Raw genomic sequence first — 12,948 nt, forward strand, 5'->3', positions numbered from 1 at the left:
GCCGGTCCCGACCGGCCGGCTGCCGCACCCGACCACACGAGGAGTCACTGATCATGACCACCACCGCCGGCCCCACGACGGCCGCCGTCCGCCGCGCCGCCGACGTACCGCCCCTGATCACCGCCGCCGACCTCCCTCCGGCCCGGCACTTCATCGACGGCGACTTCGTCGCGGGCTCGACGGGCCGTGTCATCGACGTGGTCGACCCCTGTACGGAGCAGGTCGTCGCCCGCATCCCGGAAGGCGGCGCCGAGGACATCGACCGGGCGGTCGCCGCCGCGGTGGCCGCCAAGGGCGGGTGGGCGCGCATGGTCCCCAAGGAACGCTCCGAGGTGCTGCACGCCGTCGCCGACCGGGTGGCCGGGCACGGCGAAATGCTGAGCAGGCTGGAGTCGGCCAACACCGGTAAGCCGATGGCGGTTTCGCGCGACGACGTCGCCATGACCGTGGACACCTTCCGCTTCATGGCCGGTGCGCTGCGCGCCACCACCTCCATGGCCGCCGGCGACTACGCCGAGCACCACCTGTCGCTCATCCTGCGTGAACCGCTCGGCGTGATCGGCGTGGTCACTCCGTGGAACTACCCCCTGCTGATGGCCGCCTGGAAGATCGCGCCCATCCTCGCCGCAGGCAACACGCTGGTCCTCAAGCCGTCCGAGCAGACACCCCTGACCACCCTGAAGTTGGCCGAACTCGTCGCCGACCTGCTGCCGGCGGGCGTGCTGAACGTGGTCAACGGCCGCGGACCCGTCGTCGGCGCCCGGCTCGCCGAGCATCCGGACGTCGACATGATCGCGCTGACCGGATCGGTCGCCAGCGGCCGCGCCGTCGCCCGGGCGGCCGCCGGGAGCCTCAAGCGGGTGCACCTCGAACTCGGCGGCAAGGCGCCGGTGGTGGTCTTCGAGGACGCCGACCTGGCCGCCGCGGCCTCGTCCCTGCGCGTCGCCGGCTTCTGGAACTCCGGCCAGGAGTGCGGAGCGGCCTGCCGTGTCCTCGTGCACGCATCGGTGGCCGAGCCGTTCGTCGAGCATCTCGTGCGCGAGGTGAAGGAGTTGATCGTCGGCGAGCCGCAGGCCGGCGAGGACGTCGAGGTCGGTCCGATGGTCTCCGAGGCGCACTTCGCGCGGGTCACGGGGTACCTGGAGCGCGCGAAGGCGGACGGCATCCGGGCGGCGGCCGGCGGCCAGGCCCTCGACGGGCCCGGCTACTTCGTCGCCCCGACCGTCCTGGTCGACGTGCCCGAAGGGGCCGAAGCCGCCCGCGAGGAGATCTTCGGCCCCGTGGTCACCGTCGAGACCTTCACCGACGAGGACGAGGCGGTACGGCGTGCCAACGCCGTACCCCTCGGGCTGTCGGCGTCGGTGTGGACCGAGAACGCCCGCCGCAGCCATGACGTCGCCGCGCGCCTCGACTTCGGCACCGTCTGGGTCAACTCCCATCTGGTGCTGGCCGGTGAGGTGCCCTGGGGCGGCTTCAAGGGCTCCGGCTACGGCCGCGACCTGTCGCTCTACGCACTGGACGACTACTCGCGCACCAAACACGTCATGCACAACCACGAGCGCTGAGCCCGTCCGCCCAGGAGGCGTTCACCCAGGAGGGGGACCGGCATCGGTGGCCCCCAGCTGGCAGTCCTGGGGGCCCGCCCACGCGTTCATGCTCGGCGGCAACGCGTGGACCAGGGCGACGCCGTCGTGATGCCGCGTCCCGACGCCGGACGGCGCCTGCCGCCGGTTCAGCCGGACTCGGCGGGCTCCTCCTCGGCCCGCCGCTCCGCGCCGGCGGGCAGCATCCGGAACAGCTGGTTGGCCGGAACCGCCAGCAGCCACCAGTACTTGGCCAGTGTCGGCGAGAAGAAGGCAACCGGGACGGACGTGGCGAAGACCAGCGCCATCACGACGCTGCGGCGGAACCCCTCGGTCAGCTGCGGCCGCTCGGCGCCCGCGACCGTCAGCGCGGGCTTCGTCAGCAGGCGGACGTACATCGCGCCGTAGAGGGCGACGGCCAGGGCGATGGACGCCGCGTAGAAGACGGTCGCCGCGGCCGTGTCGCCGTATTCGCTGATCAGCTTGGTGGGGAAGGGCAGTGCGGCCACGACCGCGAGGAGGGCGAACCAGCAGTGGAGCAGCCAGCGGTCGACGGTGGCGAGCAGGCGGAACAGGGAGTGCTGGGCCAGCCAGAGCACGCCGATGACGGCGAAGCTGAGCAGGTAGGCGCCGATCGCGGGCACCGCCTCCCGGATCGCGTGGGCGACCTCCGCGTGCGACAGGCCCTCCGGGACGCTGATGTCGAGGGCGAGCAGGGTGATCGCGATGGCGAACACGGCGTCGCCGAAGAAGGCCAGTCGTTCCGGCCCGACGACCACGTCGTGGCGGAAGAGACCGGGGAGGCGGTGGGACATGCGAGGGGCACCTGGGTTCATCGAGGGGATGGAGACGCCTGTGTATCACGAGGTGCGGCGCCCCGTGTGAACGCCCAGGGGGAGAACGGCAGTTGGGGTGTGGTGCCGGTCGCGGGGCCCCGGTCAGCCGGCCCGGGTGGTCAGCTCCTCGAGAACGGCCTGTCCGGCGGCACGGTGGCCGGCGGCCCGGTCCGGGTCCGTCTGCTCCAGCACGGTCGCGATGCCCTCGTGGGCCAGCGCCTCCTCGTAGCGGTTGCCCAGGCGCGGGGCCATCTCCAGTGCCTGGCGGTGCAGTCGCAGCGCCTCCTCGGGCAGCCCGGCGAGGCGGCAGGTCTCGCCGTACCCGTTGAGGAAATGGATCTTCCAGTGCTCCTCGAACAACTCGTCGAGCAGCGCGAACGCCTCGCGGTGGCCGGCCAGCGCCTCCTCGTACCGGCCCATCTGCCGCAGGGCGACGCCGAGGCAGTTCAGGCACCACGCCTGGTTGTTGAGGTGCCCGTCCTCGCGGGCGACGGCCAGGGCCCGGTGGAGGTGGTCCGCCGCCTCGTCGGGCTCCTCGCGGGCGACGGCCACGCCGAGGGTGATGCGGGCGGTCAGCGCGGGCGGCCATGCGGGGTCCGTGTGCGGGACGGCCAGCACCTCACGGGCCCGGCGCGCCGCCTCCTCGCGCTGCCCCAGCTGGAGCATGGCCCAGGCCTCGGCCGCCGCCGCGCCGGCCGCGCCGGTCGGGCAGCCGGCCTGCTCGTACAGCTTGCCCGCCAGCCGGAACAGGTCCAGCGGTTGCTCCACGTCTCCCGCGTCCCAGGCCAGATAGCCGCGCCGCATGGTCAACTCGGCCTCGGTGCGCGGGTCCCCGGTCTCGGACAGCCGCAGCCCGGCCGCCTCGTACGCGGCGGCGGCCTCCGCCATCCGGCCCGCGTTGTAGCGCGCGAAGCCCAGGTCGCTGTGCGCCTCGGCCAGTTGGAGCGGGTCGCCGAGGCGCTCGGCGGCGGCGAGGGACCGCTCGAAGAGGGCGTTGAGGTGTGTGGTGCCGCAGCGGCGCGCGAAGTAGGCGCGCAGGAACCGCGGCAGCTCGCGCAGGTGCGCGTCGGCGCCGAGCGCGGCCGCCGTCTCGAAGGCGGCGACGAGGTTGCCGTACTCGGCGGACAGCCAGCCGAAGGCCGCGTTCTTGTCCGCGAACCGGGGCAGTTGGGCCGGTGGCGGGACCGCGGCGGCCGCCCGCGAGGGTGAGGCGAACGGCATCGAGGCGTCGGCGGCCGCCGCGGCGTGCACGTAGTAGTCGAGCACCCGGCGCAGGGCCCGCTCCCGCTCGGCGGCCGGGTCCTGCTCCGTCGCGGCCCGGCGCGCGTGCTGGTGGACCAGGTCGTGCAGCCGGTAACGGTCGGGCGTGGGCTGCTGGACGAGGTGGGCGTCGAGCAGGTCCTCCAGCATCTCCCGGGCGCTGTGCGGCGGTACGTCCGCCAGCGCCGCCACCAGGTACGCGTCGAAGGACTCCCCCGGCACCAGGCCCAGCAGCCGGAACAGGCGCGCCTGGGAGCGGTTCAGCTGCCGGACGGACATGGCGAGGGCGGCGCCGAACGCGGCGTCCAACTCGCCCGGGCCCTGCGCCATCCGCTCCGCGAGGACGCCCACCGTCCAGCCCGGCCGGTGCCGCAGCCGCGCCCCGGCGAGCCGCAGGGCCAGCGGCAGACGGCCGCACAGGCGCAGCACCTCGGCGGCGGCCTCCGGGTCGCGGCCGAGCCGGCCGTCGGGGCCGCCGGGGTCACCGCTGGCCCGGGCCAGCAGCTCGGCGCTCTCCCGCGCGTCGAGGACGTCGAGCGAGACCGGGGGGACCTCGTCCAGGCCGAGGAGCCGGTTGCGGCTGGTGATCAGGGCGACGGAGTCGCCGGCGCCGGGCAGCAGCGGGCGTACCTGCTCGGCGTCGGCGGCGTTGTCGAGGACCACGACGACCCGCCGGTGGGCCAGCTCCGAGCGCCAGCACGCGGCCAGTTGCTCGACGCCCTCCTGCGGGACCTTCTCGGAGGGGACGTCGAGCGCGCCGAGCAGCGTCCGCAGCGCCGAGTCGGGGTCGAGCGGAGGCCGTCCCTCGGTGAAGCCGTGCAGGTCCACGTAGAGCCGGCCGTCCGGGAAGGCGGTCGCGAGCCGGTGCGCGGCGTGCACCGCGAGGCAGGTCTTGCCGACGCCCGCCATGCCGTCGAGGGAGACCGCGCCGTGGCTGTCGATCGCGGCCAGCACGGCGGCGAGCGCCGCTTGGCGTCCGGTGAAGTCCGGCGCGTCGCGCGGCAGGTCGTTGCGGGGCACCGGCCGGGCCTGGCGGCTGCTCCTCGGAGGCGCGGGAAGGGGGTTCGAGGTCCGCTCCCACAGCGGACGCAGGGGCCGCGGATCGCGCTTGACGAGGCGGCAGAGGGCGACGACCGCGGGCCACGGCGGCACGGTCCGGCCGTTCAGGTAGCGCGAGAGCGACGAGGAGCTCAGGCCGGCGTCGCGCGCGAGGGCCCGTACGCCCTGCCCGGACAGTTCCTGGAGCAGGCGCAGCCGGGCCGCCAGCTCCTCCTGAGGGTCCGCCTTCGCCGTGCCGTCCCGACCGTCCATCGTTCCCCCGTCGTCGCCGTCCCGTTCGGGCAGAAGTCTTCCGAGCCGAAACGCTCCTGGTCAAGGCCGTTTCGGCTGTCCCACGGTGTCCCATCGCCATGGTTTGTGCGCGCCGGTCCGGCTGTCATGGAACCACGCCCCGGGAGGAACGGGGCACCGACCGGAAGGAACGCACCGAGATGCAGTCCCGTATGCGGAACCCCGCCGTTGTCCTGTCCGACGCGATGCAGCCCATCCAGCAGCTCGTCGAGGCCGTGCACGGCGGTGGGGTGGACGAGCAGACCCTGGAGCTGGTGCACCTGCGGGTCAGCCAGATCAACGGTTGCAGCGCCTGTGTCGACATGGGCGCCAGGACGGCCCGCAAGGCCGGCCTCAGCGACGAGCGCCTGGCGACCGTGGCCGCCTGGAGGGAGGCGCCGTACTTCACCGAGGAGGAGCGGGCCGCCCTGGCACTGGCCGAGGCCGCCACGCGGCTGGCCGACCGTCCCGACGCGGTGAGCGACGGGATCTGGGACACGGCCGCCACCTACTTCGACGAGAAGCAGCTGGCCGCGATCGTCCTGATGATCGGCGTCACCAACCTGTTCAACCGCCTCAACGCCACCACCCTCCAGATCGCCGGCGCCTGGGGCTGACGCCTCCGGGGCGCACGGCGCCCCGCACGAGGACACGACCGCCGTACTCACACCACTGGAGGAACAGTCATGGCGCACGCACGGAAGACCGCAGGGAGCCGCACCGCCACCGCCGGGGAGTCCGGGGGCTTCACGGCCGAGGAGCGGGCCGCGATGAAGGAGCGCGCCCAGGAGGTCAGGGCCTCCACGCGCCGCGCGTCGCCGGCCGGCAAGGCGGCCGAGGACGAGGCCGCCGTCCTCGCGAAGATCGCCGAGATGCGGGACTCGGACCGCGTCGTGGCCGAACGGATCCACGCCGTCGTCAGGGCGAGCGCGCCGCACCTCGCGCCGAAACTCTGGTACGGCATGCCCGCGTACGCCAGGGACGGCAAGGTCGTCTGCTTCTTCCAGAGCGCGCAGAAGTTCAACGCGCGGTACGCCACGTTGGGTTTCAGCGACTCGGCGCACCTCGACGACGGCACGATGTGGCCGACCGCGTACGCCCTCGCCGGGCCGAGCGCGGACGTCGAGGCGAGGATCGCCGCCCTTGTCGAGCGGGCGGCCGGCTGACGCCCGGCGCGACGACCGCGCACGCACGGCCCCGGCCGGCGGCACCGCGACGGGTGCCGCCGGCCGGGGCATTTACTAACAATTGATTGAGCAGTCCCAACTGATAAATCTAGGCTTAGTACCCATGAAGGCGAACAGCGGCGCGGGTGGCGCCGAGACCCGTGGCCCGGGCGACATCGCGCAGCTCGCGTCCGACCTGCGGCTGGCGATGGGCCGGGTGACCCGGCGGCTGCGCCAGTCCCACGCCGTGGGGGACGTGTCCCTCTCCGGCGTGTCGGTGCTGGCCCGGCTCAGCCACGACGGCCCGGACACCCCGACGTCCCTCGCCGAGATGGAGCGGGTCCGCCCGCAGGCGATGGCGAGCACCCTGACACTGCTGGAACGGCGCGGCCTGGTCGGCCGCAGCCCGGACCCGGCGGACGGGCGGCGCAGCATCGTGGCGATCACCGAGGAGGGACGCGCCATGCTGGCCGAGCGCCGCTCCGAGTCCGTCCACCGGCTCGGCACCGTCCTGGAGGAGTTCACCGCGGACGAGCGCGCCGCGCTCGCGGCGGCCCTTCCGCTGCTGGACCGGCTGGCGGAGCGGCTGTGACCGGGCCGTCCGCGTTCGGCGCCCTGCGCCCGGCACGCGGGAAGGACACTCCGCCCGGCCCCGGCTACAAGTGGGTCGCGCTGTCGAACACCACGCTCGGCGTGCTCATCGCCACGATGGACGCCTCGATCGTGATCATCTCGCTGCCCGCGATCTTCCGCGGCATCGGCCTCGACCCGCTCGCCCCGGGCAACATCGGCTACCTGCTCTGGATGATCCTGGGCTATCTGCTGGTCTCCGCCGTGCTGGTCGTCGTCCTCGGCCGGCTCGGCGACATGTTCGGCCGGGTGCGGATCTACAACCTGGGCTTCCTGATCTTCGCGTGCGCCTCCGTCGCGCTGTCCCTGGACCCGTTCCACGCGGGCGCCGGCGCCCTGTGGCTGATCCTCTGGCGCATCGTGCAGGCCTTCGGCGGCTCCATGCTCACCGCCAACTCGGCCGCCATCCTCACCGACGCCTTCCCCGCCCGGCAGCGCGGCATGGCCCTGGGCATCAACCAGATCACCGCGCTCGCCGGCCAGTTCCTCGGCCTCCTCGCGGGCGGCCTGCTCGCCGCCGTCGACTGGCGCGCCGTGTTCTGGATCAGCGTCCCGATCAGCGTCACCGGCACGATCTGGTCCTACCTCAGCCTCCGCGAGACCTCGGCGGGCCGCCCCGGCCGCGTGGACTGGCTGGGCAACCTCACCTTCGCCGTCGGCGCGGGCATCCTGCTGGCCGGCATCACCTACGGCATCCAGCCCTACGGCGGCAGCGCCACCGGCTGGGGCAACCCCTGGGTCCTCACCGGCCTGTTCGGCGGCGCCGGACTGCTGCTGCTCTTCTGCTACGTGGAGACACGCGTGGCCGAGCCCATGTTCCACCTCGCGCTGTTCCGGGTGCGCGCCTTCGCCGCGGGCAATCTGGCCGCCCTGCTCACCGCGATCGCACGCGGCGGCCTGCAGTTCATGCTCATCATCTGGCTCCAGGGCATCTGGCTGCCGCTGCACGGCTACGCCTTCGAGGACACCCCGCTGTGGGCCGGCGTCTTCATGCTGCCGCTCACGGTCGGCTTCCTGATAGCGGGGCCCGTCTCCGGATTCCTGTCGGACCGGTTCGGCGCTCGCCTGTTCTCCACGGCGGGACTGGTGGTCGTGGCGGCCTCGTTCCTCGGCCTGCTCACGCTGCCGGTCGATTTCGACTACGGCATGTTCGCGGCACTCCTGCTGCTCAGCGGGCTGGGACAGGGCATGTTCTCCGCGCCCAACACGTCGTCGATCATGGGCAGTGTGCGGCCCGAGTACCGGGGTGTCGCCTCGGGCATGCGCTCCACCTTCCAGAACTCCGGCACGGCTCTGTCCATCGGCGTGTTCTTCTCGCTGATGGTCTCCGGGCTCGCCTCGTCGCTGCCCGGGACCCTGAGCAGCGGGCTCCAGGCCCACGGTGTACCGGCCGGCGCGGCCGAGCATGCGGCCTCGCTGCCGCCGGTGAGCACGCTGTTCGCCACGTTCCTCGGCAACAACCCCATCGAGCACCTGCTGGCGTCCGACGGCGCCCTCGACCACGTGACCTCGGCCCAGCGGGCGGCGCTGACCGGCCACACCTTCTTCCCGCGACTGGTCTCCGGGCCGTTCCACCACGGCCTGACCATCGTGTTCGGCGTGGCCGCGGGCATGGCCCTGGTCTCCGCCGTCGCCTCGGCCCTGCGCGGCAGCCACCAGGCCGCGCACGAGGGTCCGCACACGACGCGCCAGGACCGGCGCGCTCCGGCCGGCGACGTCCACGAGGAGGAGCAGCCCCGCGACAACACGGGGTCGTAGCGGCGCACCGGGAGTTCAGGACAAGGGCAGCCGCATGAGGGTCAGGTCGAGCCAGCGGCCGAACTTGGTGCCGGCCTCCGCCACGGTGCCGACGTGCTCGAAGCCGAAGCGTTCGTGCAGCCGGATCGAGGCCGCGTTCCCGGCCTCGATGCCGGCGATCACGACGTGGTGGCCCGCCTCGCGCGCCCCGTCGACGACCGCGGCCAGCAGCGCGGTGCCGATACCGAGCCCGTGCCGGCCCTCCCGGACGTACACCGAGTCCTCCACGGTGTGCCGGTATCCGTCCAGCGCCCGCCACGGGCCGTAGACGGCGAACCCGGCGACCTCTCCGCCGGTCTCGGCCACGAACGCCGAGCCGCGCTCCAGATGGCCGGCGAGCCAGTCGGCCGCCTCCTCGGGGGACTGCGGGGTCTGCGTCCAGAGGGCCGTCGAGTGCCCGACGGCGTTGTTGCGGATGGCCCGGACGGTCTCCACGTCACCGGCCCGTGCCGGACGTACTGTCACCGTCCGGCTTCTCTCGTATATTGGATTCATGTCCAACATAGTAGATCCCCTGGTCGCGCAGATCGCCGTACGGGTCCGCACGGAACGGGAGCGGCGCCGCTGGACCCTGGCCCAGCTCGCCGGTGCCTCCGGTGTCTCGCAGGCCATGATCAGCCGGATCGAGCGGGGCGAGAGCAGCCCCACGGCCGTCGTGCTCGGCAAGTTGTCGGCCGCCTTCCAGCTGAGCGTCGCCTCCCTGCTCGCCCTCGCGGAAGGCACACCGCCGGAGGCGGGCGAGGCAGCGGGCGGTGCGGGGGTGGGCCGCAGGGCCGAGGCGGCGGAGTGGCGCGACCCCGCCACCGGTTACCGTCGCCGCCAGATCACCAGCCCCCGGTTTCCCGCCGAGATCGCCGAGATCCGGCTCCCGGCCGGCGCCCGCGTGCCCTACCCGGCCGCCGCCTTCGCCTTCGTGCGGCAGGTCGTGTGGGTCCTCGACGGCCGTCTGACCTTCCACGACGGCGCGACCGTGCACGAGCTGGAGGCGGGCGACACCATCGAACTCGGCGATCCCACCGACCGGATCTTCGCCAACGACAGCGGGGCGGAATGCCGTTACGCCGTCGTCCTCGCCCGCGGCACACGGCCGTGACCCGGCACCTCCCACGCGGCGGCACCCTCCTCCTCGCCGTCATCGCGGGCACGGCGATCGCCAACAACTACGCCGTCCAGCCCGCCCTCGGCGTCGTCGCCGCAGACCTGCGTGTCTCCCCGGCCGTGATCGGGCTGGTCCCGACCGCCGCCCTCGTCGGCTGCACGGTCGGCTTCGCGCTCCTGCTCCCGCTCACCGACCACCTCTCCCCCGGCCGTCTGGTCGGCACGCAGCTCACCGCGCTGGCCGCCGCCCTCACCGTCGCCGCCCTCGCGCCGGACGCGGTCGTACTCCTGTCCGCCTACGTGCTCATCGGCGCGGCCGCGAGCGTCGCGGCCCAGGCCGGCACCATCGCGGGCCGGCACGCCCGGCCCGGACGCCGCGGAGCCGGCGTCGCCGTCGTGGCCGCCGGCATGTCGGCCGGCATCCTGCTCAGCCGGCTCGCGGGAGGCGCTCTCACCGATCTGCTCGGCTGGCGGTGGATGCTCCTCGTCTTCGCCGGCCTCGCCCTGCTCGGCGCGTGCGCCGCGGTCCTGGTGCTGCCCCGGCGCCGTCCGCACCCCGACCGGGGCTATCGCGCGACGCTCGCGTCGCTCCCCCCACTGCTGCGCGACGTGGCGCCGCTGCGGCAGGCGGTGGCGGCCGGCGGCCTGTGGTACTTCGCCTTCACCCTGATCTGGGTCGCTCTCGCCCTGGCTCTCGCCCGGCCGCCCCACGCGCTCTCCCCGACGGCCATCGGCCTGTACAGCCTGGCCGGGCTGCTCGGCTTCACCGTCCTCCCGCTCACCGGGCGTCTCACCGACCGGTACGCCCCGCGCGCGGTGATCACGGCCTCCGTCCTGGCCGCCGCGGCGGGGGTCGCGCTGCTCGCGACCGGCCTCGGCAGACCGCTCGTCACGGCGGCGGGTCTCGCCCTCTTCGACGCCGGCTGCTTCGCGGCCCAGGCGGCCAACCAGAGCCGCGTCATCGCCCTCGACCCCGGCCGCTCCGGCAGCCTCAGCAGCGTCTACCTCGTGCTGTACTTCACGATCGGCGCCGCGGGGACCGCCCTCGCCGCGCCCCTGCTCGCCGTCGCCGGCTGGCGCGGCACGGCCTGCGCCGCCATGGGCGCGCTGCTCCTGGCCGTCGCCGTCACCGTACGGCCAGGCGGGCCGCACCGGCCGTCGAGGCCCGACCTCACGGCGCGTCACCGGCTTCACCGGTAACGATCCCCGGGCAACCAGCCGCAGGACAAGTACACTTGGAATGCGTCACTGCCTTGACAGGTGACGCTTTGCGGTGTGATTCTGAGGCCCGTCACACGATGAGGACGCGGTCCGCCATCGATCGAGCGGAGGTCGGCCATGGAGAACCACGACGCCGTGGACAGCGCTGCGGCAGTACGGCACGCACGCTTCGGGAAGCTGCCCGAGCGCATTGTTTTCGAGGAGATGGTCGAGGAGAGGCAGGCCTCGGCGCACGACCCGGCGAGGGGCGCCTACAACCCCGAGGCGTCGTGGATGTCCTTCTCCTGCCTGGCCGTCGACCTGGGTCTCTGACCCGGCTTCACCCCCGGCTCACGGCTCGGCGCCGGTCGGCACCGGCTCGGGCTCGGGCTCCAGCGGGATTCCGACTCCGCCTCCGACGTGGGCCGATCGGGCGATCGGCCGGAAGCGCGGGTCTCACCCGGTCGGCTCGCCCGGCGCGAAATCACCCGCGGGGGCAGGCACGGTGACTGCATGAACACTGCAGAGCTCGACCCCAGCAGCTCCCGTCACTCCGAGAAGACCGGCTCCCGCATTCCCCGAATACTCGCGATGGGTGCCGCCCTGGGCCTCGCCTGCGCGGCACTCGCGGGGACGGCGGCACCGGCGATGGCGGCGCCGCCCGCCCCGCACGGCGCCACGGCCCAGTCCCAGGCCCACGACGACCGCGCCGCCCACCACCGACACGGCGGCTGGGACGACGACGGCGACGACTGCGACGGCCTCATCGTCCTGATCTGCCACGGCTGACCGGCAACCGTCCGGACCGAGCCTCAACTCCCCCGCCCCTTCGACCACTTCGCCGTCTCGACGCAGTTGAGAGCGGCCCCCGAGCCCCGCGGCTCGCCCCGCGCCCCTCACGAGGTGCGGGCCGCGGGGCTCGCCGGCGTCACGGGCCCGGCGCGCCCTCCGGCTCCTGACCGCCGGCCCGTGCCAGCGCCCGCTCCGCCTGTTCCGCGAGCGCGCCGACGAGGTCGGCGGCGGACTGCAGGTCGTCGACGAGGTCGGCACCCTCCCCCGCCCACACCGGAAGCGGCGGCAGATCGCCGCGCGCCACACCCTCGCGATAGTCCTGCCGGGCCCTGGGGTCGGCGGCGAGTTCGGCCTCCCTGTCCCGCCAGCGGTCCAGGAAGGGATGGCCGAGGGTGCGCGCCGTGTAACGCGCCGGCCAGCGCGAACCGCGGGCGATGTCCAGCACGCGATTGCGTTCCGTGTCCTGCCCGCGGCCCTCCACGATCGCCTTGGCGGCCGCGGGGTCGACCAGCGCCTCATGCGTCGCCTGGAAACGGGTGCCGAGCAGCGCTCCGGCGGCGCCGAGCGCCAGGGCGGCGGCCACACCCCGTCCGTCGGCGATGCCGCCGGCCGCCAGCACGGGCACCGGTGCGGCCAAGTCCACCACGACCGGTACGAACGGCAGGGTGGAGCGCCCCCGCCGGGCGCCGTGTCCCCCGCCCTCCGTCCCCTGGGCCACGATCACGTCCGCTCCCAGGTCCACGGCGCGGCGGGCCTCGTCCACATCGGTGACCTGGATGATCAGCGCCGCGCCCGCCGCACGGACGCGCGCGGCGAACGGGCCGGGGTCGCCGAAGGAGAGCATGACCGCCCGCGGGCCGTGCTCCAGCGCGCGGTCGACGGTCTCGACGCCGACCGCCCAGGCCTGGAACCCCACACCCCATGGCAGGCCCCCGCTCCCCGTCACGAGCGGCAGTTGCCCGGCGAGCCAGTCCGGGTCTCCCCCGCCCGCTCCAAGGATTCCGAAGCCGCCGCCGCGTGAGACGGCCGCGGTCAGCGCACCGCCGGCCGAGCCGCCCATCGGTGCCAGTGCGATCGGATGCCGTACGCCGAAAAGCTTCGTGAACGTCGTCGTCAAGGCCATGGCGGTCATCATCGCCCCTGCCGCTGCACTTCGTCCGCGCGTCTGCCGGGAATGCCCCGCGCGATCGACTTGTCACTAAGGAAACAGGGGAAACCAGGGCCTGACCCGCCCCAGCACGTACGAGAACGGAGCAG

General features: G+C 73.8%; 13 protein-coding genes. 9 read left to right on the forward strand and 4 right to left on the reverse strand.

Annotated features, from left to right (window positions below; all coding sequences use genetic code 11):
- Nucleotides 1-53: 53 nt before the first annotated feature.
- Nucleotides 54-1,565: an aldehyde dehydrogenase family protein gene (locus ACIRPX_RS40400; protein WP_404204857.1), complete on the forward strand. Its 1,512-nt coding sequence runs from the start codon at nucleotides 54-56 to the stop codon at nucleotides 1,563-1,565.
- A 167-nt stretch (nucleotides 1,566-1,732) separates the two neighbouring features.
- Here ACIRPX_RS40400 and ACIRPX_RS40405 read toward each other — a convergent pair whose 3' ends face one another.
- Both ACIRPX_RS40405 and ACIRPX_RS40410 read right to left on the reverse strand, forming a co-directional pair.
- Nucleotides 1,733-2,398 carry a TMEM175 family protein gene (locus ACIRPX_RS40405; RefSeq protein ID WP_404204859.1) on the reverse strand — a complete coding sequence of 222 codons (666 nt, stop codon included), beginning with the start codon at nucleotides 2,396-2,398 and terminating at the stop codon, nucleotides 1,733-1,735.
- A gap of 123 nt (nucleotides 2,399-2,521) precedes the next feature.
- A complete protein-coding gene (locus tag ACIRPX_RS40410; protein ID WP_404204861.1) occupies nucleotides 2,522-4,990 on the reverse strand; it encodes an ATP-binding protein in 2,469 nt (822 codons plus the stop codon).
- 179 nt (nucleotides 4,991-5,169) lie between these two features.
- Between ACIRPX_RS40410 and ACIRPX_RS40415 the strand changes: the two genes are divergently transcribed.
- From ACIRPX_RS40415 to ACIRPX_RS40430, 4 genes are all read left to right on the forward strand, one after another.
- Nucleotides 5,170-5,625 (forward strand): carboxymuconolactone decarboxylase family protein, encoded by a 456-nt coding sequence (locus ACIRPX_RS40415; protein WP_404204863.1) that lies wholly within the window; start codon nucleotides 5,170-5,172, stop codon nucleotides 5,623-5,625.
- 69 nt (nucleotides 5,626-5,694) lie between these two features.
- Nucleotides 5,695-6,174: an iron chaperone gene (locus tag ACIRPX_RS40420; RefSeq protein ID WP_404204865.1), complete on the forward strand. Its 480-nt coding sequence runs from the start codon at nucleotides 5,695-5,697 to the stop codon at nucleotides 6,172-6,174.
- A gap of 124 nt (nucleotides 6,175-6,298) precedes the next feature.
- A complete protein-coding gene (locus ACIRPX_RS40425; protein ID WP_404204867.1) occupies nucleotides 6,299-6,766 on the forward strand; it encodes a MarR family winged helix-turn-helix transcriptional regulator in 468 nt (155 codons plus the stop codon).
- Nucleotides 6,763-8,562 (forward strand): MFS transporter, encoded by a 1,800-nt coding sequence (locus ACIRPX_RS40430; RefSeq protein ID WP_404204869.1) that lies wholly within the window; start codon nucleotides 6,763-6,765, stop codon nucleotides 8,560-8,562. The genes ACIRPX_RS40425 and ACIRPX_RS40430 overlap by 4 nt, the downstream gene beginning before the upstream one ends.
- A 15-nt stretch (nucleotides 8,563-8,577) precedes the next feature.
- On the opposite strand, the gene ACIRPX_RS40435 is transcribed toward ACIRPX_RS40430, so the two are convergent.
- Nucleotides 8,578-9,066, reverse strand: coding sequence for a GNAT family N-acetyltransferase (locus tag ACIRPX_RS40435; RefSeq protein ID WP_404204871.1), 489 nt, complete (start codon nucleotides 9,064-9,066; stop codon nucleotides 8,578-8,580).
- A gap of 28 nt (nucleotides 9,067-9,094) precedes the next feature.
- Here ACIRPX_RS40435 and ACIRPX_RS40440 point away from each other — a divergent pair, with 28 nt between their 5' ends.
- The 4 genes from ACIRPX_RS40440 to ACIRPX_RS40455 all read left to right on the forward strand — a co-directional run bounded on the left by ACIRPX_RS40440 (nucleotide 9,095) and on the right by ACIRPX_RS40455 (nucleotide 11,688).
- Nucleotides 9,095-9,694 carry a helix-turn-helix domain-containing protein gene (locus ACIRPX_RS40440; protein ID WP_404204873.1) on the forward strand — a complete coding sequence of 200 codons (600 nt, stop codon included), beginning with the start codon at nucleotides 9,095-9,097 and terminating at the stop codon, nucleotides 9,692-9,694.
- Complete coding sequence (locus tag ACIRPX_RS40445) at nucleotides 9,691-10,899, forward strand: MFS transporter (RefSeq protein ID WP_404204875.1); 1,209 nt, start codon at nucleotides 9,691-9,693, stop codon at nucleotides 10,897-10,899. Before ACIRPX_RS40440 ends, ACIRPX_RS40445 begins: the two co-directional genes overlap by 4 nt.
- Before the next feature lie 138 nt (nucleotides 10,900-11,037).
- Nucleotides 11,038-11,232, forward strand: a complete 195-nt coding sequence (locus ACIRPX_RS40450; protein ID WP_404204876.1) for a hypothetical protein — start codon at nucleotides 11,038-11,040, stop codon at nucleotides 11,230-11,232.
- A 180-nt stretch (nucleotides 11,233-11,412) separates the two neighbouring features.
- The gene (locus ACIRPX_RS40455; RefSeq protein WP_404204878.1) at nucleotides 11,413-11,688 is read left to right on the forward strand and encodes a hypothetical protein; all 276 of its coding nucleotides are present in this window, start codon (nucleotides 11,413-11,415) and stop codon (nucleotides 11,686-11,688) included.
- A gap of 139 nt (nucleotides 11,689-11,827) precedes the next feature.
- On the opposite strand, the gene ACIRPX_RS40460 is transcribed toward ACIRPX_RS40455, so the two are convergent.
- A complete protein-coding gene (locus ACIRPX_RS40460; RefSeq protein ID WP_404204880.1) occupies nucleotides 11,828-12,814 on the reverse strand; it encodes an NAD(P)H-dependent flavin oxidoreductase in 987 nt (328 codons plus the stop codon).
- Nucleotides 12,815-12,948 lie beyond the last annotated feature (134 nt).

It is taken from the genome of Streptomyces sp. NPDC101225 (assembly GCF_044767585.1).
Classification (GTDB): Bacteria; Actinomycetota; Actinomycetes; order Streptomycetales; family Streptomycetaceae; genus Streptomyces.

Coding starts and splice junctions, on each gene's coding strand:
- ACIRPX_RS40400 (WP_404204857.1), top strand. CDS start 54: ATGACCACCACCGCCGGCCCCACGACGGCCGCCGTCCGCCGCGCCGCC.
- ACIRPX_RS40405 (WP_404204859.1), bottom strand. CDS start 2,398: ATGTCCCACCGCCTCCCCGGTCTCTTCCGCCACGACGTGGTCGTCGGG.
- ACIRPX_RS40410 (WP_404204861.1), bottom strand. CDS start 4,990: ATGGACGGTCGGGACGGCACGGCGAAGGCGGACCCTCAGGAGGAGCTG.
- ACIRPX_RS40415 (WP_404204863.1), top strand. CDS start 5,170: ATGCAGTCCCGTATGCGGAACCCCGCCGTTGTCCTGTCCGACGCGATG.
- ACIRPX_RS40420 (WP_404204865.1), top strand. CDS start 5,695: ATGGCGCACGCACGGAAGACCGCAGGGAGCCGCACCGCCACCGCCGGG.
- ACIRPX_RS40425 (WP_404204867.1), top strand. CDS start 6,299: ATGAAGGCGAACAGCGGCGCGGGTGGCGCCGAGACCCGTGGCCCGGGC.
- ACIRPX_RS40440 (WP_404204873.1), top strand. CDS start 9,095: ATGTCCAACATAGTAGATCCCCTGGTCGCGCAGATCGCCGTACGGGTC.
- ACIRPX_RS40450 (WP_404204876.1), top strand. CDS start 11,038: ATGGAGAACCACGACGCCGTGGACAGCGCTGCGGCAGTACGGCACGCA.
- ACIRPX_RS40455 (WP_404204878.1), top strand. CDS start 11,413: ATGAACACTGCAGAGCTCGACCCCAGCAGCTCCCGTCACTCCGAGAAG.
- ACIRPX_RS40460 (WP_404204880.1), bottom strand. CDS start 12,814: ATGGCCTTGACGACGACGTTCACGAAGCTTTTCGGCGTACGGCATCCG.